Source organism: Streptomyces sp. NPDC008150, assembly GCF_042956945.1.
Lineage (GTDB): Bacteria > Actinomycetota > Actinomycetes > Streptomycetales > Streptomycetaceae > Streptomyces.
In genome coordinates this window covers 383,744-405,845 of record NZ_JBIBHJ010000005.1, presented here as the reverse complement: position 1 = coordinate 405,845, position 22,102 = coordinate 383,744, and the positions used below count along the sequence as shown (strand labels likewise).

At 70.2% G+C, this 22,102-nt stretch carries 22 protein-coding genes; 8 read left to right on the top strand and 14 right to left on the bottom strand.

The window, feature by feature from the left end; all coding sequences use genetic code 11:
* Positions 1-33: 33 nt before the first annotated feature.
* The gene (locus ACFZA0_RS15995) at positions 34-933 is read right to left on the bottom strand and encodes an alpha/beta fold hydrolase (protein WP_391016319.1); all 900 of its coding nucleotides are present in this window, start codon (positions 931-933) and stop codon (positions 34-36) included.
* 565 nt (positions 934-1,498) lie between these two features.
* On the opposite strand from ACFZA0_RS15995, the gene ACFZA0_RS15990 reads away from it, so the two are divergent.
* On the top strand, positions 1,499-2,257 hold the full coding sequence (locus tag ACFZA0_RS15990; RefSeq protein ID WP_391016316.1) for a UTRA domain-containing protein: 759 nt from the start codon (positions 1,499-1,501) through the stop codon (positions 2,255-2,257).
* 123 nt (positions 2,258-2,380) lie between these two features.
* Here ACFZA0_RS15990 and ACFZA0_RS15985 read toward each other — a convergent pair whose 3' ends face one another.
* The 3 genes from ACFZA0_RS15985 to purB form a co-directional block, all read right to left on the bottom strand.
* Positions 2,381-3,538, bottom strand: coding sequence for an ROK family protein (locus ACFZA0_RS15985; RefSeq protein ID WP_391016314.1), 1,158 nt, complete (start codon positions 3,536-3,538; stop codon positions 2,381-2,383).
* Positions 3,539-3,801: 263 nt separating this feature from the next.
* On the bottom strand, positions 3,802-4,347 hold the full coding sequence (gene mug / locus ACFZA0_RS15980) for a G/U mismatch-specific DNA glycosylase (protein WP_391016572.1): 546 nt from the start codon (positions 4,345-4,347) through the stop codon (positions 3,802-3,804).
* Complete coding sequence (purB, locus tag ACFZA0_RS15975; protein WP_391016311.1) at positions 4,344-5,786, bottom strand: adenylosuccinate lyase; 1,443 nt, start codon at positions 5,784-5,786, stop codon at positions 4,344-4,346. The genes mug and purB overlap by 4 nt, the downstream gene beginning before the upstream one ends.
* Positions 5,787-6,088: 302 nt before the next feature.
* On the opposite strand from purB, the gene ACFZA0_RS15970 reads away from it, so the two are divergent.
* The 5 genes from ACFZA0_RS15970 to ACFZA0_RS15950 are packed head-to-tail and all read left to right on the top strand — an operon-like array spanning position 6,089 to position 8,181.
* Positions 6,089-6,553 carry a DUF6907 domain-containing protein gene (locus ACFZA0_RS15970; protein WP_391016309.1) on the top strand — a complete coding sequence of 155 codons (465 nt, stop codon included), beginning with the start codon at positions 6,089-6,091 and terminating at the stop codon, positions 6,551-6,553.
* A complete protein-coding gene (locus ACFZA0_RS15965; RefSeq protein ID WP_391016306.1) occupies positions 6,550-7,284 on the top strand; it encodes a DUF6907 domain-containing protein in 735 nt (244 codons plus the stop codon). The genes ACFZA0_RS15970 and ACFZA0_RS15965 overlap by 4 nt, the downstream gene beginning before the upstream one ends.
* Complete coding sequence (locus ACFZA0_RS15960) at positions 7,281-7,460, top strand: hypothetical protein (RefSeq protein ID WP_391016303.1); 180 nt, start codon at positions 7,281-7,283, stop codon at positions 7,458-7,460. Before ACFZA0_RS15965 ends, ACFZA0_RS15960 begins: the two co-directional genes overlap by 4 nt.
* A complete protein-coding gene (locus ACFZA0_RS15955; protein ID WP_391016301.1) occupies positions 7,460-7,852 on the top strand; it encodes a helix-turn-helix domain-containing protein in 393 nt (130 codons plus the stop codon). Before ACFZA0_RS15960 ends, ACFZA0_RS15955 begins: the two co-directional genes overlap by 1 nt.
* Positions 7,849-8,181: a hypothetical protein gene (locus ACFZA0_RS15950; protein ID WP_391016298.1), complete on the top strand. Its 333-nt coding sequence runs from the start codon at positions 7,849-7,851 to the stop codon at positions 8,179-8,181. The genes ACFZA0_RS15955 and ACFZA0_RS15950 overlap by 4 nt, the downstream gene beginning before the upstream one ends.
* Positions 8,182-9,417: 1,236 nt before the next feature.
* Here ACFZA0_RS15950 and ACFZA0_RS15945 read toward each other — a convergent pair.
* The 9 genes from ACFZA0_RS15945 to ACFZA0_RS15905 all read right to left on the bottom strand — a co-directional run bounded on the left by ACFZA0_RS15945 (position 9,418) and on the right by ACFZA0_RS15905 (position 19,172).
* Positions 9,418-13,683, bottom strand: a complete 4,266-nt coding sequence (locus ACFZA0_RS15945) for a hypothetical protein (RefSeq protein WP_391016295.1) — start codon at positions 13,681-13,683, stop codon at positions 9,418-9,420.
* A gap of 218 nt (positions 13,684-13,901) precedes the next feature.
* The gene (locus ACFZA0_RS15940) at positions 13,902-14,195 is read right to left on the bottom strand and encodes an HNH endonuclease signature motif containing protein (protein WP_391016293.1); all 294 of its coding nucleotides are present in this window, start codon (positions 14,193-14,195) and stop codon (positions 13,902-13,904) included.
* A gap of 492 nt (positions 14,196-14,687) precedes the next feature.
* Complete coding sequence (locus ACFZA0_RS15935; RefSeq protein ID WP_391016291.1) at positions 14,688-15,533, bottom strand: hypothetical protein; 846 nt, start codon at positions 15,531-15,533, stop codon at positions 14,688-14,690.
* Complete coding sequence (locus ACFZA0_RS15930; protein WP_391016288.1) at positions 15,530-16,156, bottom strand: hypothetical protein; 627 nt, start codon at positions 16,154-16,156, stop codon at positions 15,530-15,532. The genes ACFZA0_RS15935 and ACFZA0_RS15930 overlap by 4 nt, the downstream gene beginning before the upstream one ends.
* A 2-nt stretch (positions 16,157-16,158) precedes the next feature.
* A complete protein-coding gene (locus ACFZA0_RS15925) occupies positions 16,159-16,401 on the bottom strand; it encodes a hypothetical protein (protein ID WP_391016285.1) in 243 nt (80 codons plus the stop codon).
* A complete protein-coding gene (locus ACFZA0_RS15920) occupies positions 16,398-17,063 on the bottom strand; it encodes a hypothetical protein (RefSeq protein WP_391016283.1) in 666 nt (221 codons plus the stop codon). The genes ACFZA0_RS15925 and ACFZA0_RS15920 overlap by 4 nt, the downstream gene beginning before the upstream one ends.
* 298 nt (positions 17,064-17,361) lie before the next feature.
* The gene (locus ACFZA0_RS15915; RefSeq protein WP_391016280.1) at positions 17,362-18,471 is read right to left on the bottom strand and encodes a hypothetical protein; all 1,110 of its coding nucleotides are present in this window, start codon (positions 18,469-18,471) and stop codon (positions 17,362-17,364) included.
* A 276-nt stretch (positions 18,472-18,747) separates the two neighbouring features.
* Positions 18,748-18,966 carry a DNA-binding protein gene (locus ACFZA0_RS15910; protein WP_391016278.1) on the bottom strand — a complete coding sequence of 73 codons (219 nt, stop codon included), beginning with the start codon at positions 18,964-18,966 and terminating at the stop codon, positions 18,748-18,750.
* Positions 18,963-19,172, bottom strand: a complete 210-nt coding sequence (locus tag ACFZA0_RS15905) for a DNA-binding protein (RefSeq protein WP_391016275.1) — start codon at positions 19,170-19,172, stop codon at positions 18,963-18,965. Before ACFZA0_RS15905 ends, ACFZA0_RS15910 begins: the two co-directional genes overlap by 4 nt.
* Before the next feature lie 128 nt (positions 19,173-19,300).
* Here ACFZA0_RS15905 and ACFZA0_RS15900 point away from each other — a divergent pair, with 128 nt between their 5' ends.
* Both ACFZA0_RS15900 and xerC read left to right on the top strand, forming a co-directional pair.
* Complete coding sequence (locus ACFZA0_RS15900) at positions 19,301-19,909, top strand: helix-turn-helix domain-containing protein (protein WP_391016272.1); 609 nt, start codon at positions 19,301-19,303, stop codon at positions 19,907-19,909.
* Positions 19,902-21,098, top strand: coding sequence for a tyrosine-type recombinase/integrase (gene xerC, locus ACFZA0_RS15895; protein ID WP_391016270.1), 1,197 nt, complete (start codon positions 19,902-19,904; stop codon positions 21,096-21,098). Before ACFZA0_RS15900 ends, xerC begins: the two co-directional genes overlap by 8 nt.
* Before the next feature lie 185 nt (positions 21,099-21,283).
* Here xerC and ACFZA0_RS15890 read toward each other — a convergent pair whose 3' ends face one another.
* Positions 21,284-22,081 carry a GDSL-type esterase/lipase family protein gene (locus tag ACFZA0_RS15890; protein ID WP_391016269.1) on the bottom strand — a complete coding sequence of 266 codons (798 nt, stop codon included), beginning with the start codon at positions 22,079-22,081 and terminating at the stop codon, positions 21,284-21,286.
* Between the last annotated feature and the right edge of the window lie 21 nt (positions 22,082-22,102).

Here is a 22,102-nt window from a genome sequence, read left to right as displayed (position 1 = left end):
GTGACTGTTCGGTAAAGCGTTGCTATGCGGCTTTTATCCCCCGTGTCTCGCGTCCTGGCGGCGCGCGGCCCCGGCACGGGGGCCGCTGCCGTCGAGGATCACCCGTGCCACCAGGGCGGGGTCGTCGCTCATGGGCACGTGGCCGCAGTCCGGGAGCCGCACCAGCCGGGCGCGGGGCATGATCCGCTTGGCCCGCACGCCCTGGCGCGGGAGGAGCAGCCGGTCCTTGCTGCCCCACGCCACGGTCACCGGGACGCCCGCGACGTCGTCGGTGAACAGGACGGCCGCTCCCGCCCGCAGGGTCTGGTCGAACCCGGTCGCGTTGACCAGGGCCGCCGTCTCGGCGACCACCGCCTCGGCCGGACGGCGCCCCGGATGGGCGTAGATGGTGCTGGTGAGGGCGACGCGTCCGGCCGCGGAGGAGGCCAGCCGGCCGACGAGCGCGGGCGGCATCCCCTGGGCGATGCCGCGCATCGCGCGCAGCACGCCGAAGGCGTAGCGCCGCTCGGCGGCGGTCCAGAACCCGGCGGGGGACAGCGCGGTCACCGACCGGGCGAGGTTCAGCCGGCCCATTTCGAGGGCGAGCAGGCCGCCGAGCGAGTTGCCCGCCACGTGCGGGCGGGCCACCCCGAGCGCCTCGCACAGCGCGGCGAGTGCCGCGGTCGTCGTCGACAGGTCGTGCGCGAGTCCGTCCGGCAGCGCGGACGAGGCGCCGAACCCGGGCAGGTCCACGGCGATCACGTCCCGGTCCGCCGCGAGGATGCCGACGACCGGGTCCCACGCCTGCCGGTGGTGGCCTATCCCGTGCAGCAGGAGCAGCGGTTCGCCGTCGCCCACGCGCGCGTACGACAGCGTGACGGGGCGCGGCCCGGACGCGGACGGGATCTCTACGGAGACGGTCGTGGACGCTGTCGTGGACGGGGACGCGGACATGCGGTGCTCCTCGCGGGACTCGGCGGACGGGCGCGCCGGCCGACGGGCATGCCTGCGGACGGGACATGCCTGCGGACGGGGCGCGTCGAACGCGTGGACGGACGCCTGCTGGACAGCTTGTCAGCAACCGCTACCGGCGGGTAGACCCGTGACGCACCCGCGAGGGTCCGCATGGCGAGTCCGTGACGGGCGCGTGGCGCTCTCGCCACGTCCGTGTGTCGCGTCCAACGGCCGCCGGGCCGCCGCCGGATGAACATCACGCGCGCGGGCGGACGGCCGTCCCCGGGCCCCCGGGACGGAGAACCCCACGTCGTGGACCCGCTGTTGGCCGGCTCCCGCTTCCCGGCGGCCCGCGGTGCGCCGTGACCGCCGGCGGACGAGCGGCCCCGGCCCGTGCGAACGCCCCGTGAACGCTGTGCCGCACGGCACCTGTGGGTTGTCCACGGGTTCGAGGATTGGTCTTGACCAAGGGTGGGGGCCGTCCTATCGTCGCTGACAAGTGCAACAACCTTTAATAAACAAGGGCGCCAAAAGTGCCGCGGGACACGGCGATTGCGAGGACAGGGTGGGGACCACGCAGTTGGAACCGGTGACGGAGCCGAAGTACTGGCACCTGAAGACCGTGCTCAGTGAGGCGCTCGACTCCGAGTTCAGCGTGGGCGAGATCCTGCCCAACGAGCGTGATCTCGCGGCCCGTTTCGGGGTCGCGCGCGCGACGCTGCGCCAGGCACTGGAGCAGCTCGAACTCGAAGGCCGCCTCCAGCGCCGCCGCGGGGTCGGCACGACCGTCGCGCCGCCGCGCATGGGCGTCGCCGTCGGTCCCGAACTGCACGCCTGGCCCGGAGCGGTGGGCGACGACTGGGAGCCCGTCGACTGCGAACTCGCGTCCGCGCCCGCGTCGGTGGCCGCCGCCCTGCAGATCGCGTACGACGAACCCGTCCACGTCGTGCGCCGCTCCCGTGTCACGCACGGCCAGCCGGTCGCCGCCGACCTGCTCTACGTACCTGCCGCGGCGGTCCCCGGTCTGGCGGTCGACCCGGCCTCCGGCCCCGCCCGCGCCCGCGCGGTCCTGCGCGAGCTGCACCGCTCCGAACTGGACGGCCAGGACAGCGCGGTCGAGCTGGGCTCCGCGCGCGCGGACGACGCCCGGGAGCTGGACCGGCTGCCCGGCGCCCCCGTCCTCGTCGTCACCACCCGCTTCTTCGCCGCCGGGCACACCGCGGCCGTGTCGGTCGCGACCTACCGCGCGGACACCTGCCGGCTGACCTTCGGCGACTCGGGCGGCGTCGAGATCCACTCCGACCCGGAGCGCCACGCCTCCTGACCCGGGACGGCCACGGCCGCAGGGGTCCGGCGACCGGCCCGTGGAACGCGCCTCCCCGGCACCGGCCGGGGACGGCGCCTTCCGCCGTTCCCGGGACGCCCGTACGCCGTGCCCGGACGGCGCTCAGCGCCGCGCCGTCACCGTGCCCTCGACGGCGAAGAGCTGCTCCTCCACGTGGTCGAGCGCGAACCGCAGTGCCCCGGTGGCGACGGCCGCCTCGCCCAGCAGGGACAGGACGACCTTCGGCGGGCGCAGGCAGTAACGCTCCAACTCGGCGCGCAGCGGCGGCAGTACACCGTCGAGGCCCGACGCCCAGCCGCCGACGACGACCAGCTCCGGGTCGAGCGCGAGCGCCAGCGCCGCCACGTCGTGCACCAGCCGCTGGATGAACCGGTCGACGGCCGCGCGGGCCCGGCGGTCGCCCTTGCGCGCGAGGGCGAACACCTCGGCCACGGCCTGCTCGTCGAGCGGGTGCAGCGGCTCGTCCGTGGTCGACAGCAATGTCTCCGGGGTCGCCTCGCGGCCCAGCAGGTGCAGCGCCCCGATCTCGCCGGCCGCGCCGCCGTAGCCGCGGTGCAGCCGTCCGCCGATCAGCGCACCGGCACCGGGACTGAGCCCCGCGAGCACGAACACCACGTCCTCGGACTCGGTCGCCGCGCCCTTCCAGTGCTCGGCGACCGCGGCCGCGTTGGCGTCGTTCTCGACCAGCACCGGGCACTTGAAGGAACGGCCCAGCCGCTCCCCGAGGCGCAGGCCCGTCCACTCCGGCAGCGCGGTGCCGAGCCGTACCGTGCCGTCCGCCTCGACGATGCCCGGCGTGGCGACACCGACCGCGCGCAGGGAACCCCGGGGCACCCCGGCCCGGCGCAGCAGTTCGGCCACGGCGGTACGCAGCCGCTCCAGGCGCTCGTCGGCCGGCGCGGACTCGTCGACCTCCTTGGCCTGGGCGCCGATCACCTTGCCGTCCAGGTCGGCCAGCAGCGCGGCCACCCGGTGCGGGCCGATCTCCAGTCCCAGCAGGTGCCCGGCCTCGGCACGGAAGCGGAACCGGCGCGCGGGACGCCCCTGCCGCCGTGCGGCACCGTCCTCGGCGGCGGTCTCGACCACGAGGCCGGCTTCGATGAGCCCCTCGACGACGCCCTCCACGGTGGGCCGGGACAGTCCGGTCACCCGGGTGATCTCCGTGAGCGTCGCGCAGTCCTTGGCGCGCAACGAGTGCAGCACCACCGCGGAGTTGATCCTCCGCAGCAGGGAGGGATCCCCACCGGTCAGCCGACCCACTGTCCGTCCTCCCAGCTCGCGCGCGTGTTGGCGGGATCGTACTCGGCGCGGCGGGCCCCGGCGAGTGCCGGGCGCCGCCAATGCGTTTCGGCCGCCGTCCGCCCGCCCGCGGGGTGAGCGGTGCTGGTGGAGCGGGTGCGCGAGGGTGTGCGGAGCTGTGCGGGAGTGTGCGGCGCGGCCAGGGGCTGTCGTTTGGACCGGCTCGCGGACGCGGGGTCCACAAGGACCGTCGGGAATCCGCGAGCCGGTCCGGACGACAGCCCCTAGGCCCGGACCCTCGCGCGCAGCAGGGCGTACTCCTCGGCCATCGTGGCCGCCGTCCAATGGGCGTTCAGACCACTGGGGTTGGGCAGCACCCATACCCGGGTCTCGCCGAACGTCCGCTCCTGCGGCCCCACCCGGGCGCCGCGGTCGCCGAACGCCGCGCGGTACGCGGTGACTCCGACGACCGCCAGCCACGCCGGGCGCAGCCGTGCCACCTTCGCGGCGAGCAGCCGGCCGCCCTCGCGGTACTCCTCGGGGGCGAGTTCGTCGGCGCGCGCGGTCGCCCGCGCCACCACGTTCGTGATTCCCAGCCCCCAGAGCGGGAGTTGGTCCTGCTCGGACGGCGCGAGCAGCCGCGGCGTGAACCCGGACAGGTGCAGCACCGGCCAGAACCGGTTGCCCGGCCGGGCGAAGTGGTGCCCCGTGGCCGCCGTCATCAGGCCGGGGTTGATGCCGCAGAACAGCACCTGGAGGCCGTCCGCCACGATGTCCGGGACGATCCGGTCGCGGGCGGCCTCCAGTTCGGCGCGGGTGGGGCCGGTCAGAGGATGGCTCCGGGGGTGTAACCGGCGGCCTCGGGGCGCTGCTTGACGATCTCGTCGATCCGGCCCACGACCGCGGCGACCTGGTCGGCGGCGGCACCGGTGAAGGACAGCTTGTCCGCCATCAGCGCGTCGAGGGCGGCACGGTCCAGCGGAAGGCGCTCGTCGGCGGCCAGCTTGTCGAGCAGGTCGTTGCGCTCGGCGCCCTGCTCACGCATCGCGAGGGCGGTGGCGACGGCGTTCTCCTTGATGGCCTCGTGCGCGACCTCGCGGCCCACGCCCGCGCGCACCGCGCCCATGAGCACCTTCGTCGTGGCGAGGAACGGCAGGTAGCGGTCCAGCTCGCGGGCGACGACGGCGGGGAAGGCGCCGAACTCGTCGAGCACCGTCAGGAACGTCTCCAGCAGTCCGTCGAGCGCGAAGAACGCGTCCGGCAGTGCGACGCGGCGCACCACGGAGCAGGACACGTCGCCCTCGTTCCACTGGTCGCCGGCCAGCTCGCCGGTCATCGACGCGTAGCCGCGCAGGATCACCATGAGGCCGTTGACCCGCTCGCAGGACCGCGTGTTCATCTTGTGCGGCATGGCGGAGGAGCCGACCTGGCCGGGCTTGAAGCCCTCGGTGACCAGCTCGTGCCCGGCCATCAGCCGGATCGTCTTCGCCAGCGAGGACGGGCCCGCCGCGAGCTGCACCAGCGCGGTGACGACCTCGTAGTCCAGCGAGCGCGGGTAGACCTGGCCGACCGAGGTGAACGCCCGGCCGAAGCCGAGGTGGCCGGCGATGCGGTCCTCCAGCTCGGCGAGCTTGCCGGCGTCCCCGCCGAGCAGGTCCAGCATGTCCTGGGCGGTGCCGACCGGGCCCTTGATGCCGCGCAGCGGGTACCGGCCGAGCAGTTCCTCGACGCGGCCGTACGCGACGAGGAGTTCGTCGGCGGCGGTCGCGAAACGCTTGCCGAGGGTGGTGGCCTGCGCGGCGACGTTGTGCGAGCGGCCGGCCATGACCAGCTCGCCGTACTCGCCGGCCAGCCTGCCGAGCCGTGCGAGGACGGCGACCGTACGGTCGCGCACCAGCTCCAGGGAGAGCCTGACCTGCAACTGCTCGACGTTCTCGGTGAGGTCGCGCGAGGTCATGCCCTTGTGGACCTGCTCGTGCCCGGCGAGGTCGTTGAACTCCTCGATCCGCGCCTTCACGTCGTGCCGGGTGACCTTCTCGCGCTCGGCGATCGAGGCCAGGTCGACCTGGTCGAGGACCCGCTCGTAGTCGGCGATCGCCGCGTCGGGCACCTCGATGCCGAGGTCCTTCTGGGCCCGCAGCACGGCGAGCCAGAGCTGCCGTTCCAGCTTCACCTTCTGCTCGGGGGACCAGAGCGTGGCGAGCTCGACGGAGGCGTAACGTCCGGCGAGGACGTTCGGGATGCGGGGCTTGGCGGGCGCAGAAGTCACGTGGACAGAGCTTACCGTCTGTCCATACAGGGGCTGACCCGTCCATGCGATGTAGGAACACACAGGTCAGCGCACCCGTGGATGCATCGGCGCGCGCCCGTCCGTGAGAGATGTGTGAGACGGGCGCGCGGTCCATCCAGGGTGGGGGCGCGGGTATCTGCTCTCACGTATCCGTTGCTAAGTAGCACCACATGCTGTTAGATGGAACGCACGACCCCTCCTAAAGGGGGCGGCCCCAACCCGGTGCTACCAACACCGGAGAAGGGGCCTGACGGATCACCTGCGAACTCAGGAGAACCGCTGTGCAGAATTCTGCCATCAGCACGTCCATGCCCGTCCGCCTGGTGCCCGCATCGGTGGGCGCGAGCACCGTCTACGTCCCGTGCCCCGGCTGGTGCACGGTCGACCACATCGTCGACGGGGTGAACTACGTCGACGACATCCTGCACTCCGGCCGGCCGGCCGTCTGGAACGTCGCCTCCTTCGAGGACGGCGGCATGCGGGACCGCCCGGTGCAGCTGTCCGTCGAGCTGGGTGCGGACCTCGCGTCCAAGGACCCGCGGTTCCAGGCGGCGCACGTCACGGTCAGCGACGGCAGCGTGTACGCCTACCTCACGCCGGAGATGGCGGACACCGCGGCCGATGAGCTGGTCGCGTTCGCCGCCCGCATCCGGGAGGCGGCCCGTACCGCCCGCCTGTCCGGGGTGAAGGCGGCCCGCAACCAGGCCGACGAAGCCCTGTACCGGGTGCGTGGGGGCCAGTCGTGAGCGAGGAGTCCCGGGCGCGGAGCTTCTTCGAGCGCCACTACCCGGAGGTTGCCGCCTTCCTCGCCGCCGACCGCGGCGGGGAGGGGGCCGCCCCCGTCATCGGCCCGACCGGGCAGCAGAACGTCCACGACGACCAGGCGGGCCCGCACGTCGTCGTCCGCGTCGACTACCGGCTGTCCCGGCCGGAGCTGTTCGCGGCGCTCGCCGCGGGCTACGCCACCACGAACACCGGGGCCGACCCGGACACCATGACCGTGGACGAGATCCGCCGGGACGTCGAGGCGTACCTCGCGGACACGTCGGCGCTCACCCTGTCCGACATGGTCGAGACGGTGGCCCGGCAGGTTCAGGGCGGGCAGCACCCCGAGCAGATGCAGGCCCTGAAGCGGGCCATGGACCGGGCGTACACAACCCGGGCGCAACCGCCCGTGGGGGTTGGCTGCCCGTCGTGGTGCGTCGACCACTACGACGCCGAGGGGACGGTCACTCACGCCGGGGCGGTCCGTGAGATGCGGGCCGCGGCCGGCGGGCGGGAGACGGTGCTGTTCCCGGCGTGGGTGTCGTGGACTCCGGCCGAGGAGCCGCTCCCGGTTGTCGTGACGGGTCTCGAGAACCTGCTCGGTCTGGACCCGGACGGGGTCCGCGAGCTGGCTTCGTCGCTCGGTTCCCTGAGCGGCGACGTGTACCGGCTGGCCGTCGACCTCGCCCACATCCGCCGGGGGTACGCATGAACACCGTCGCTTCCCGTCCGACCGAGCGGGCCGCGCTGCGGTCCGTGGGGGAACGCCGACTGCCTTCGGCCGACCTGGTCGCCGACCGGCTCATCGTCGCCCGCGCGACGGACGACCGGTACGGGGCCCGTCACTTCTCCCTGCTGCTCGACCGCATCCTGGAAGGGGCCCGCTGATGAGTGACGGCACCGCAGGTCAATCAACAAGTGCTCCCGGCCCGGAGAAGCCGTTCATCTTCACCTGGCACGGCCGCGAGGCGGACGCCCTGCGCCTGGCTCTGCGGCTGACTCAGGACCAGATCGCGGAGCAGCTGGGCTGCTCGACGCGGACCGTCACCCGGTGGCGTGAGGCGAACCGTGGCCGTATCTCCGTGCCGATCCAAGAGGCCCTGGACGCCATGTACGAGCGGCTGACGGTCCCGCAGGTGCGCCGCTTCCTGCACGCCCTGAAGCAGAGCGAGCCCCGGGAGGTCTCCTCGCCGGTCGTCATGGCCGCGGAGATGACCCTCATGCAGGCCCGTATCGACGAGCTGCAGCAGCTGCTCGACAGCAAGGAGGCCCGGCCGTGAAGCGGTCCGTGGACGGAGAAGCGGTGTGCGAGAGGGTCTACGTCGTGTCCGAGTCCGGCGTGGTCCGGGAGGTCGACCCGGCGCCGCTCTCCGCGGACCGGTTCGACAACGGCCACTTCTGGATCTTCGACCACGGGGTCAGCGACCTCGACGCGCCGTACACATGCGGGCTGTGCAACGAGCCCCAGTGGAGGGCCTACGGCACGCCGTGTGTGAGCGGCCGTACCCCGGAGGATCTGAACGCTGAGCGGGCCGCGTGGATCGCTGAGCGCAGGTTCGTCGGCGAGCTCCCGTGGTACATCCGCGAGGGCGCCCCGATGGCTGTGTAGCGGGTCGCATCGTCGCAGCGCCCAGACCTAATGCCCCCCTTCTCCGGGAGGGGGGCACGGCGGGAGAAAGTTGGCTGCTCGCCCCTCATCTACCCCCCTCTTCCGGGAGGGGGTTCGGGGCCAAGAGTTGCCAGCCTGATGCTCAAATGCCCCCGCCTTCGGGGCGCCCCGAAGCGGTGCCCGCGCGGGGTGCTTCCGCGCAGGTCGCATCGCAAGTCCCCCCTCCCGGTTTCCGGGGTACGGACCCTCCTCCTACGGGGCCCGTTTCCCGGCGCCGGGAAACCTCCAGGGGAGCGCGCTACAACCCGCTTCCCGTAAGGGCTGGACGCGTCTCCGGGCGCGTCCCGAACGCTCGCCGGAACCGTGCCGCGATGAGGGCGGCACGGCACCGGGAATCACCACGGCCCCCGTACCGCCCACGGCTCGACCCGGGGCGGTGCGGGGGCTCGTCAGGTTGGCGGGGGCCGGCGGATGCAGGCAGCCCGGTAGACCGATCTCGCTGTGGATAATCTCCACAGTGAACGCGATCTTGGGGCAGGGCGGGGGCTCGTCACGGCGACATTGCCGGTGATGCCCCGCCTCGCGAGATGCCCGGGAAGCAGAAGAACCCTGGATAACATCACGGGTTCTCCTGGGCCTTCCGCCAGGAGGCTGCACGTTGCCGCTGCCCGCGAAGTGATCGCATTGGCGGCACCGCCAAAGCGAGGGCTTGTATAACATCCAAGCCCTCTGGGGCGGTGCGGCGAGTCCGCTGATACCCCGGACGCCGTTCCGATTCATCCTGGTTCGCCCCGGACAGTACCCCGGGTCATTTGATCTTGCCCCCCGGACGTGACCCGGGTCGCGTCCACCCCCTAAGATCATTTGACCCGGGGTACTGTCCGGGGCATTTGGGATCTTTCGGGCGAGCGTCCGGGGTACCGTCCACCCAATTTGCCCCGTCTTGTCGGGTGGATGCTGCCCGGATTGCCCCGTCTCGTCGAGTGGCTGGTATCCGGCTTCCATCCACCCTCAGAGATCAACTATCCGCCCCGCAAGACGGGGCAATCCGGTGGCTATCCACCCTCGGGTCGCGCTGCTCACGCCGACAAAACCCCAGGTCGCCGCTGCTCAAGCGCCTGCTCAAGCGCTGCTCACGGCCAGGCTTGCGCAGGCCGTGAGCAGCACCGTGAGCAGACGCGACCTGCGGAAACGCCACCCTGAGCAGCGCTTGAGCAGGCATGGTTTGTGCCGGTATCAGCTTGCCGAGAGGACGGAGATCAGGGCCCTGTCGTGCTCCTGTACCCGCACGTCGATGAGCTTCCCGAACCCGTCTTCCTTCGCGTGCAGCTCGACGACAACCGGCTGCTGCTGCCGGGCACCGCCAGCCGCGAGCGCATCGAACTGGCGGGCCGTGAACACCGGCTCCGGCTTCCCCGTGCCGTTGTAGACCAGGTTCATGCCGGGCGGGATGTAGCCGCCATCGTCGTAGGTTCCCGGCTTGAACCCGTACCAGGACCGGAACAGGCTGTCGTTGTAGCCGCGGGCTGACTTCCCGACGATGACGCCGGCCCCGCCCCTCGACTCGACGTTCACGCCGCCGATCGTTCCCGCGGTGTGCCCAACCCCGGCGTTCGTGATCCCGATGCGGAACGGCGACGCCCCGTGCAGCACCCACCCGGGAGGCGCCGTCTTCCCGGAGAACGCACCCGTGGCCCACCTGCGGTGCGGCTTCTCACCCCTGATCACGGACTCGATGGCGCTCATGAACCCTGAGCAGTCCCAGCTGGGGTTGCCGTTGCCCGCCCACTGGTACGGGAGGCCTGCCTGCGTCCGCGCCCACTTCAACCCCGCCTGGATCCGCGGGCCGCCGAGTCCGCCCGCACCCTTGTCATCGGCCTTCTTGCTGTAGCCGAACAGGGTGTCGACCATCTTCGCCGGGACCTTGCGAAGCATCTTCCCCAACGCGGTGTCCATGCCCGGGAACCCGGCGAGCAGCGGGTTGACGACCTTGTTGACGCCCGCCCTCGCGGATGCCGCCATGGTGTCCTTCAACCAGCCGGCACCCTCCTTCACCTTGTTCCACGCCGCGGACCCTGCGCCCTTCAGTGCCGACCCGGCGGACTTGATCCATCCGAAGATGCCGCCGTCCGCGTACTTCAGCGTGCGGTCCGTAGGCACGGGCGCGCTGCCGCCGAGGAGAGGCGCCAGGGCCGCCTTCACCCCCTGCGCCCCCTTGGACTTCGCGAGGCTGTTCATCGACCCGACGAAGCCCGCCCCGACCGCGCGGGTGAACTCCGGCCGGAAGATGGACTCCCCGCCGGACAGCTCCAGCCGGCCGCCAGTCGGCGACATGAACTTGTGCACGTCACGGCCCGGCGTGTACCCGGGCATCACACCGCCCTGGGCGAAGGAGAACTTGCTGAGCTTCGGCGCGCCGAACGCGGAGGCGACCTTGTTCCAGACGCCGACCAGGCCCTTGTTGTAGACCGTGTTGACGACGAAGCTGATGGGCGCCTTTGAGATCGCCTTGATCTTGTCCCACTGCCGCTTGATCGCGGAGACCGCATCCGAGAACGCCTTGCCGAGACTCCCGACGATCGTCTTGAACGCGTTGATCACAGGCTTGATGCTGTGGTCGTAGACGGTCGAGATCCCCGACTTGATGCTGTCCCAGGCGGGCTTGATGGCGTTCTTCCACAGCCACTTCGCCCAGTCGCCGAGGTTCTTCATCCCGTCGACGAACGCCTTGAACACCGGGCGCAGGACGTTGTCCCACATCCCCTTGGCCGCGCCCGTGATGCCGTCCCACGCCGGCTTGATGGCGTTGCGGTACAGCCACTTCGCCTTGTCGCCGATCTGCTGCAGCGCGGGCTTGAAGGCGTGCGCCCACAGCCATTGCGCAAGGTCGCCGATCGCCTGGAACGCGGGCTTCAGCGCGTTCGCCCACAGCCACGTCCCGACGGCCGCGAGCAGCCTGAACCCGGCGACGAGCGGGGCGACCAGCACCACGACCACGATCGTCGCGAGGATCTTCGCGGCGGCAGCGATGAAGTTGAACGCGGGCTTGATCGCGTTGTTCCACAGCCACAGTGCCGCGTTCCCGACCATCTTCCAGTACGCGATCATGAACGTGACGTAGGGCTTGATGATGGTCCGCCACAGCCAGGTGAAAGCGTCCCCGATCGCCGTGAACGCCGTCTTCAGCGCATCCCACACGGCCAGCACAGCCGTCCGGAACCACGTGAAGTGCTTGTACGCGTAGATGACCCCGAGGACGAGCAGCGCGATCCCCGCGATCAGCAGCGGGATACCGGACGCGTCCAATGCCGCGTTCCACAGCCACTGTGCGAGCGCCCACAACTTCGTCGCCACAATCAACGCGTAGATGCCCTGCACCAGGAACGGGGCCTTGTCCGCGACCAGGCTGATGCCCTTGAACAGGCCAGCCAGGAACTGCAGCAGCGGGCCGGAGATCGGCGCCGTCGCCTCCCCGATACTCAGCACAGCATCAGCGATGTTCTTCAGCAGCTGCTTCACGAGCGGCGCCTTGTCGGAGGCGAAGCTGAGGAACCGCTCGAACTCGGGGGACCCCTTCAGGTTCGTGCCCCAGTCGGCGAACCCCTTCGTGATCCCGCCCAGCGAGTCGGAGATGTCGCCCATGTGCGGGAGGAACGCGCCGATCAGGCCGACGATCCCCTTGAAGACGTTCCCGAACGCCACCCCCAGACCAAGGATCGCCGGCTTCACGGACTTCTGCAGGTCCCGCTTGAAGTCCTTCCACCAGGGCTTTTTGAGTCCGGCGGACGCCTTGTCCTGCAGCTTGCCGATCGCGTCCGCCGCACCCCTCACCAACGGTGTCAGCGACGGCAGAGCCTTCCGCATCCCCACCAGGGCCCGAGTGAAGATCGGCATCACCTGCGGCTGCAGGGCCTTCGACCACCCGTTGAACGCGTCCCGCAGGTCGAGGTACGCGCCCATCGTCGTGCGCGCCGCCGGCGACAGCTTCGCCAACTCCGCCTGGTACTTCGCCTGCGCCTGCGCCGCCGAGTCGGTGCTCGTCACGGTCTGCTGCTGCGCCTGCTGCAGCTGCCGTTGCGCGGACGCCGCCGAGTCCGCCGCCGACTGCTGCGCCTGCGCCACATTCGACTGAGCGTCCGCGATGCGCTGCTGCGCCTCCGCCAGCTGCTGGGCGTTCTGCGTCGCCGTGCGCGCCTGGTCCGCCTGCGCGTCCTTCAACGCCTGCGTCCGGTCCGCGACCTGACCCTGCGCCTGCGCCAACTGCTGCTGGGCATTCTTGTACGTGCTGGTGCCCTCGACGCCGGCCTTGTTCGCGTCCGCCGTCTCCGTCTTCAGGCGGGCCGTTGCAGTCGTCTGCTCCTTCAGCCGCTGCACCGCCTGGTCGTACTGGAGCAGGGCCTTCTGCCGGTCGAGGGCCGACGACTTGCTGTCCTTCATGACCGCGTTGCGTTCCGCGGTCGCCTCCTTCAGGCTGATCTCCGCGTCGCGCTGCGACAGGACCGAGTCCGCCAACTGGTCGTTGAGATCCTGCAGTTCCTGCGTCGCCTGCTTACGGGCCGCCGTCAGGTCCAACTGAGCCTGCCGTGCGGACTTCTGTGCGTCCGCGAGAGCGTCTTCCGCGTCCGCGACGGCACGGGCGGCCTGCTGGCTTCTCTGCGCCGCCTGTACGGCCGCCTGCGCCGCGTTGTCGCGTGCCTGCTTCACCGCGGCCTGCGCCTGCGCTATCTGCCGGGCCCCGTTGCGCTCCGCCGTCGCCACCGCCTGCTGTGCGGCCGCGAGTTGAGACGCCCGGGACGCCGCCTGCGCGGCGACCTGCGCCCCGTTGCTCGTCGACTGCGACGCCGCATCCTGCGCCGCCTTCTGCGCCTGCAGCACCGTCCCGATCTGCTTGATAGCGGGCACCGCGACCAGGCCGACCGCACCCACGCCCGCCGCCGCGGCCGTACCCGCCGCGGCAATCGACCCCAACCCCGCAGCGATGACCGCGACCACCGGCACCACAGCCGGGCCGAGCAGCCCGGCCGCCGAACGGAAACTCATCAGCGAAGCCGTCGCCGCCCCGGTGTCCGCGTCGACGTCGACATCGACGTGCTGCCCGTCGAGGCGGTTCACCTCCGCCTGGAACGCCGCCAACTGGGCTTCCGCGGCCCCCGCGTCGACCCGCAGCGCCACATCCGCCGACTCCGCCGACAAGCGGGTAAGACGCTCCTGCAGCGCCTCCAGGGCCGCCCGCGCGTCACCGGACGACACGTCGATACCGATCCGCACATCCCGCAACGCCGTCAGCTGGGCGCGGATGTTGTACAGCTCGCGCTCCGCGTCCGACGAGTTCGCGTTCAGCCGGACTTCCGGCATGTCCGCCAACGCGGCCTCGATGCGCGTCTTGAAGGCCCTCGCGAACGTGGACCCGGTCGACTGCCCCTGACGGGCGGCGCCGGCCTGAGCCTGACGCCCACCAGTCGTCACACCCTGGGCGACCGCGTTCGCGATCTGCGACGTCACGTAACGGCCGATGACACGGCCAACCTCGTCACCTACGGAGTGAGCAGCAGGAAGCAGCTGCTGCTGCAACCGGGCACGAACACCGGTCGCGTTGGGAAGAACGTCGACTTCGACTGAGCCGACAGAGATTGCAGGCACGCGCCAACCCCTCCTCAGGGTTCGTCCGGCGCGGGCTTACATGAGGCAGAGACGAGTGACGAGCAGTCACTCAGCGAGGGTCAGAACAGACCCGGATGACGCTCGGGAGGACGCTCGCGACCAGGGCCACGAGACGCCGCACGGAACGCGGCAGCCTCCTGAGCGGTCTTCTGCCGATGACACGGCTCGCAGCAGCCCTGAAGTGCCTCGATCTCGTGGTTGTCCGTCATCGGCAGGATGTGGTCGACCACCGTCGACTCACGCACTCCGCAGATCATGCAAATCGGCTGGAGCTGCAGTACCTCCTTGCGTCGCTTCTCCCAGTCACGCGGGAGCCGGCTCCGCCTGGTGCTCGTGTGCCAGTTGTTCGACATGGAATCCCTCCTTATCCGGATGATCCACCCTGGGGGGAGATCCTTGATCATGATCCTTTTGGGATCGAAGACGTATAGCTGCTGACCTCGTGTACGGGTCTGGGGGTTTCGGCACTCGTGGCTGGGGTGTTACGGCTACAGGTCGCTGACCTGCGGTGATGCCCATTCGAGACGCACGCCTCCTCCGGGGTGCCTGGCCCTATCCGGGGTTTCCGCAGGTCAGCGCCTTGGAAACCCGGGGGTGATGTCAGGTGCTATACGTCTTCGATCCCCAAAGGGTCATGATCATGGGGTAACCCCCCTGGTGATCTTGACCCGGTTTGATGTTGTTTGGGTGCGGTCCGGCCGGCCTCACTCCGCCGACCGGACCGCGGGGTGGCGCTGGCTGAGCGCTTGCAGTCGCCCCTGGAGGGATGGAACTGCTCGTCAGCCATAGGTTCGCGTCGAGCTGGTAGCCGACTCGCGCGATGCCCTTGACGCCTGCTCATCGGGTCAGCCTCGCAGTGCCGTTGCGATGGCCTTGCGGCTGCGTGCTGACGGTTCCGGTGCGACACCGCGCTCTGCGATGGCCTCGACCCACAGGTCGCGTACTGCCGCTCGTGCCCTCACCTCGTCGGGTGTGGCCAGCTCGATGGTGAGGTGCTGCGAGCGGGCCAGCTGCAGCCAGCGGGAGACAGGCTGGTGCCTCAGCTCCCGCCACTGCTGGATCTCGGGTGAGATGTGGTTCCGCATCACGTGGTCGACGACACCCTGCTCGGTCGGCACGGGCAGCCGTGCGACCGCGTACAGGTCACTGTCGCGCCCGCCTTCGCCCTGCAGGTCCGCTGCTCGCGCCATCACCTTGCGGTCGCTGACGATCTGGTCGAGCTGGAAAGCGATGCCTTCGGCCTTCTCCCACGGCCCGGTGACAGCCGGGTCGTTCCAGTCGAGCCACGTCTTGTCGAGGTTGGCGGGGAGCTTCTTCGCCTGGGCGCGCAGCTGCTTGACGAGCCCGTTGAACTCGGGCTGCAGTGCGCGGATCCAGCCGGGAGCCTGCGCGGCGACGAGCTGGTTGTAGCGGCGGGCGATCGGTTCGAGGAAGTCGGCGCCGACCGCCTGGTGTGCGAGGGCGATCCGGTGTGCGTGGGCCCGCTCCGTGATGAGGGCCTGCAGTTCCTCGGGGGTGGCGGGCACGTCGTCGCGGGTGGGCCGCTCGGGCGGCGCCATGTGGGCTGCGTCGACCGCGACCTGGTGCATGCCGGCGACGTGGTCGATCTCCTCGGGCACGCCCAGCCCGCGGCGGCGCGCGGCCGTGACCGCGGCCTGCGCCTTCCCGGTGTCGTGGTCGAAGCTGATCACGCCGCTTCACCACCGTCGCTGTAGTCGGTCTCAGCGGCGCGGCTGATCTCGTGGGTCTTCATGTGCTCCAACTCCTTGGGCGGGGCCAGGAAGTGGTGCGCGTTCCAGATCACCGGGTCGAGCTGCGGGAGTTCCCGGTACTCGTTGATCAGGCGCATGGAGGCGTCGTTGCTGCCGTCGTGGTTCCACTGGTTGACGACGTCGGTCCAGCCGTTGGAGAAGGCGCGGGCAGCGATGGCCTTGGCGTACTGGGTGTCGCCGTCCTGCTGGGCGCCGCGGAGCGTCTCCATGGCGATGCTGGGGTCGTTGAGGCTGGCGGCCAGCTGGTTGGCCTGGCGCATGGCCATGACGGTCTGGGGGTCGCTGCTGCGGTTGCCGAGGGCGCGGTCGATGAGGCGCTGCCCGTAGGTGTCGAGGGCCTGCTTGCCGCTGACGCTCAGCTCCTCCAGTTCGGCCTGCGCCTCGCGGTGGATGCGGGCGATGCGGCCATCGCGGGCCTGCTGGCTGAGGCCGCGGTGTGCGCGTACCCGGTTGATGGCCTGCGCGGTCTTCGCGTGCACGATCTCGATCTTGCTGGCGTGGTGGTCGAGCATGGCCTGAGCGGCGCTGGCGGGCGTGGTCATGGTCAGTTCCCTTCGGTGGCTGCCTGTTGGGCGAGTTGCTGGGCTTCGTCGATGGCGCGGGCGACGGCATCAGGGGGCAGGAACTCGACGAGGAGTTCGGCGAACGCGGACACCGCGGCAACGGCGACGATCCGAACGTGGTCCGCATGCAGGGTCCCGAGGAGGAGTTGCACCCCCATGTCGTCGCCCCGGAGCTGGGCCGCCACGACCAGCGCAGCCGTGCGGAGTACCTCGGACTCGGTCATGACGCGCGGTACCAGCCCTGAATGGTGATCGTGCCGCCGATCAGGTCCGCGGCCGTCATGTTGCTGTCCCGGTTGGTGCCGTCGTTCGACGACGTGCGCAGCCGGTCAGACGTCGGGCCCGATCCGGAGGTGAAGAAGACGGCCTGCCCGTCGCCAACGTGGGAGCCGTTCGGCCCGGTCGACTCGGTGTGCATGGGGAGGACTTGCCGGGTGCCGCGGTACACGTCCGTCGGCATGTCGACGGTGACGATGTTGGTGCCGCCGGTGCCGACGGAGGTGATCCCGAGGTAGGCGCAGGCGAAAACCAGGGGGCCTATCCGGAAGTACCAGCCGGTACGCACAGACCACACGGTGCCCGGGGCGCCGCCCACGGCCGGCGTGAAGTCAGTGAACGCGTCGCCGCCGGACAGCCGACCCGGGGTGACCCAGTTCCTGGAGGATGCCTGGGAGATGACGATGACGTCGCCGACGAACGGGAAAGGGTACGACTCCAGCCGGCGGACCTTGATGCCGTCCGCGGTGACCGTGCCGTCCGTGTTGACGGCGGAGACCGTGGCGAGACGCCAGTCCGCACCACGCACCGCTGAACTGTTTATGCCCGTCCGCTCCGCGTGCGACTGCAGCGCCGCCGCAAGGTCCCGCGTGTTCTTGTGGGCCGTCATGCCGCCACCTCCGAACCGGTGCACTGCCCGGCGTGAACGTCGGAGCACTGCGGCCGGCGGGGCGCCCGGCACAGGTACTGCCCGCACCCGGCGACGCACGACCGCCCCTTCCCGCCCTTCAACGGCCGGTCGCAGACCGCACACCGGCGGGCGAGCTTCTGCCGCTTCCGCACGACGAGACCCGCAGCCCGCCGCTCCGCGAACTCGGCACGCTCCTCCTGCCGTTGCTGCGCCTTTGTCCGTGCCGCAGCGATACGCGCCTGCACGGTCTGTTCCACGTGAGATGTCACCAGTGCTCCTAGAAGGGCTCGTCGTAGACGGATTGGTCGGTGGGGTTGCGGTAGGGCTGGTAGCCGTTGGCTGCGATCTGCGGCTGGGGTTCTGAGAACTGCTCTGCGAGCTGCATCCAGCCGTAGAAGTTCTTGTCGCCGGGCAGGACTGGTTCCGCCCGCGACCGGTCACTGGGGACGCAGGAGGGGTGGCAGTCGGGGCAGGGGTGGAGGCTTCGGAGTCCGTTGGCGTCTTCGGTTTCGCGGCGCCGGCTGGCGGGGTCGCAGTCGGGGTGGCCGCAGTGCGGCGGCAGCCCTACGGCGGCAGCCTGAGCCTGTCCAGCTTCGGGGAGGTGTTCAGGGTCGAGCCGGTGGAGGTACAGGCCGACCGCCGTCCGGACGCTGGGGTCGTCGCTGATGTCGAGGTAGCGCATAAGGCCGTTGTCCGACCAGCCATCAGCGAGGGCTGCGGCGGTGCGTTCCACGAGCTGCTGCCGCTGCTTCTTTCCGGGCGCCTTGCCCCGGTAGTCGAGCTTGTCGACGAAGGCGGCAGCACGGGTGTGGTTCGGGTCTTGTTCTTGTGAATGGGAGTCTCCGCCTCCGCCTCCCTGGGGGGAGGAGGGGGATTCTTGAGAAGAGATAGAAGAGATAGGAGATGGGGGCCCAACGGTGGTTGGCCCTGCACCAACCACGGTTGGCCCTACCCCCAACGGTGGTTGGGCCATGGCCCAACGGTGGTTGGCCCTACCCCCAACGGTGGTTGGGCCTTCGGTCTCCGTCTCGACGTGAGGGCCAACGGTGGTTGGGCCTTCAAAGTCGGGCACGCGGAACGTCATCGCCTTGCCTGGAACCGCGTACATCAGGTTGCCGTTCTTGTCCTTGCCGATCGGGAGCCGGAACTCCCAGCCGGCCAGCGACAAGCGGCGCAGCATCTCCCGCACGCTCAACTCGTCCTTCGCGGCCGTCCACCGAACCAGGTCGGCGAGACGCACACGGCTGCGGCGGCCCAACTCGGGGCTGTAGTTCCAGTCGTCGTCGTACCGGGCATCGTCGGCGATCTCCAGCGCGACGGCGCGCTGCAGTCCCTTGATGCCCGAGGGCAGCGCCTCCCGCAGCTGGCGGCGCAGGCTGCTACCCACGTGACCGCCCCCTTCGCGGCTGGAGTTCGTAGGTGGTGCCACACGGGCCGCGGACGTCGCCGAGGTGGCGGTGCCGGTGCCAGTTGTCGCACCCGGGGCACTTCGCCGTGTACTCGACGCGTCCCCGGGTGATCAGGACCAGAGGGCGGGCCGACAGGCTTCCTCGCGGGAAGTCAGTGGGCTGCGCTACGGTGACAGCAGACCTGCTGCCGTCTGCCGCCTGGTCTTCGCGATCCCCGGGAGTTAGGGCCTCTCGGGGATCGTTGCTGTTCAGGGTCATGCGGCTTCCTTGACCTCCCCGGAGAGCAGCCGGATCAGGTCTGCTGTGATGACGACGTGGCGGGTGCCGACGCCGATGGTCTTCACGGGGCTGTCGCCGGTCTTGACCCGCTCGTACAGGTGGCTGCGGCTGCATCCGATGGCGCGAGCTGCGTCCGAGACGCTGACGGTGGCGGGCCATTTGCGAACGTCAGCAAGTGTGGGCTGGGTCTTCACGCCGCCCTCCCCGGAGTGACGGTGCACTCGGTCAGGAACTCCTCGATTGCGCTGCGCCGATAGAAGACGCGGCCACCGCGCCCCCGGCCCGTCTTGATGTACGCAGGACCCTCGCCGCGCCAGCGCCGTTCGGCCAGGGCGGACGATCCACCGAGCACGGGATATTCGGTCGCGACCTGCTTCGGCGACAGGAACTCTTCCCTCACCGCGGTTCTCCTTCCAGACTCATGCGTTGCTAAAGTGCATCATCTGTTCCTACAATGCACCTATGGAGACTCTAGCACCGGGGACCGGTTGCGCAACAAGGTCAGGTCTGTTGCTTAACCTGCTCCCTATGGCAGACCAGCAGCGCGGACGACGCGCCATCGAGGTAGGACCCACTGGTAAGACCGTTGCGGCGAACATCGCGCGCCTCCGCGAGCGCCGAGGGCTGACGACTCGGCAGTTGTCCAGCGTTCTTGAGCGGGCTGGTCGCAACGTTCCGGCTTCCGGCATCACCCGCATGGAGAAGGGCGAGCGCGTCGTCACGGTCGACGAGTTGGCGGCGCTCGCAGTTGCCTTCGGTGTCAGTCCCACCGCCTTGCTGCTGCCGCTCACCGACCGCGCCGAAAACCGGGTTGAGGTGACGGGAGGGGGAGAGGTGGACGCGCTTGCCGCGTGGGAATGGGGGATTGGTCGGCTGCCGCTCACCGTCACGCCCGGCAGGGAGAAGACCGAACTTGTCGAACACCGGTTGTTCGGAGCTCCGCAGTGGCTGTCGGAGCACGTGCGGTACAGCGCTCTTGCTGCTGCTGCTGCGCCGGCCGCTCCCACGGAGGGGGGCCGGAAGGCCATGGACGAGATTCGGAAGCGCTACAAGGAGCAGACCGGGGAGGACATCGACCCCGATGTCATGCTGAACCGGCTTCTGGGGGTTGATGAGAAGGACGGTAGCGATGGCTGAGCCGAAGCGGATCGTTCTGCAGAACGGGGCGGTGCGATACCGCACGGTTGTCGACGCCGGCCGCGACGAGAACGGCAAGCGGGTGCAGATCACCATCACTCGCGACACCAAGACCGAGGCCAAGAACGAGCGTTCACGGATCATCGCGCAGAGGACTGCCGGGACGCTGATCGCCCCAAGCAAGATCACGCTGCGGGAATGGCTCGACCAGTGGCTGAAGTACAAGGAACGGGACGTCGAGCCCACGACGATTCGCGCGTACAGGCTGACGCTGGCGAGCGTCTACGACCGGCTCGGGCACGTGCGGCTTCAGGAACTCAGCGAAGACCAGGTACAGGAGTTCATCGACGAGCTGATCGCGAAGGGGCGCCGCATGGGCGGGCAGCCCGGAACCCGCCTTGCCGTGTCGACTGTCGAGGGTGTGCTCACCCGGCTCCGTGAAGCTCTCGGGCGGGCGGTCACCCGGAAGCTGATCGCCGTCAGCCCCGCCCAGTACGTGCGGATCTCGCTCGCTGACAAGAAGGTCGACAAGCGGGAGCGCTCCCGCCCCAAGCCCTGGTCTGTCCAGGAGGTGCAGACCTTCATCAAGGGCATTCAGGAGGACCGCCTCCACGCCCCCATGCTCCTGTCCCTGATGGGGCTCCGGCCGGCCGAGGTCTGCGGGCAGCGATGGACGGACGTCGACTTGCAGCTCGGCACGCTGGAGATCGTGAACACCCGGACCATGGTCGGGAACGTGCGGGTGCTGGAGAAGGACACCAAGACCGCGGCCGGTGAACGCGTGCTGCCGCTGCCGCAATGGCCATGGGAGGCGCTCCGGCGGTTCCGGGCGCAGCAGGCCCGGGAACGTCTCGCCGCGGGGGAGGGGTACACCGACACCGGTTACGTGCTGGTTGACGAGCTGGGCGTAGCCCTGAACACGCGACAGCTCCGCGAGCACGTCTACCGGACGATGCGGCGCCTGGGGCTACGGCAGGTGCGCCTGTACGACGCCCGCCACTCGTGCCTGTCGTACCTCGCGATCAACGGCGTCCCGGATGTCGTGCTTGCCGCGTGGGCCGGGCACACGAACGCGAGTTTCACGAAGCGGAAGTATGTCCACGTCGCCGCCGAGGACATGCGGGCTGCGGCTGCCGCTTGGGACGCGTTCCACGGTGGTGATCCAACACCCCGGAGTGAGGAAATGTGAGAAATGATCTACACGGAGATAGCCGATAGCTGCCCTGACCAGGGGCGTAGCGCTCTCCCGTAGAACAGTGGACAGAGTTTACTGGCGATTCGTGCAGGCCAGAGCCGCGGGTGGTTCGGAGGAACCTACAAGGCCGGCCCCGCGGGGCCGGCCGCGGTCGCGGGGACCCGGCGGACCCGGCGGACCTAGGGGAGCGGACCGGCGGTGCCCCGCTCCTCGTACGGCAGCAGGTCTGGGCGCTTGGCCGGGCGGCCGTCGCCCGACGAGCGGCCGGTGAGACGCCGCCCTATCCACGGCAGCAGGTGCTGCCGGGCGAAGCGGGCATCCGCCACGCGCCGGGTGAGCCAGCGCGGCGGGACGGTCGGCGCCATGGGGTCGCGCCACAGCGCGTCCTCGGCGGGGTGGCCCAGCGACTGCCAGACTGCCTCGGCGACCCGGCGGTGGCCCTCGGCCGTCAGGTGCAGCCGGTCCACGTCCCACATCCGCGGGTCCGCGAGGGAGGGCGCCCCGTACAGGTCGACCACCAGGGCGTCGTGCCGCGCGGCGAGCTCGTCGACGACGCCGAACAGCTCCTCCATGCGCGGGCGGAAGCGTTCGAGGACCGGGCCGTTGCGTCCCGGGCTGTGCATCAGTACCAGTTGCTTGCAGGACGGCGCGAGCCGCTCCACCGCCTCCGTCAGCAGGTCGCGCACCCGCACCATGTCGCACTTGGGGCGCAGGGTGTCGTTGAGGCCGCCGACCAGCGTGACCACGTCGGCGCGCATCTCCGCCGCGATGCCGACCTGTTCGTCGACGATCTGCTGGATGAGCTTGCCGCGCACCGCGAGGTTGGCGTACCGGAAGCCGGGCGTCCGCGCGGCCATCCGGGCCGCGAGGAGGTCGGCCCAGCCCCGGTAGGAGCCGTCGGGCAGCAGGTCCGACATGCCCTCGGTGAAGGAGTCGCCGACCGCGACAAGGCTGGTGTGGGTGGGGTTCGTCTGCATGGCGTGAGCGATGGTATCCCG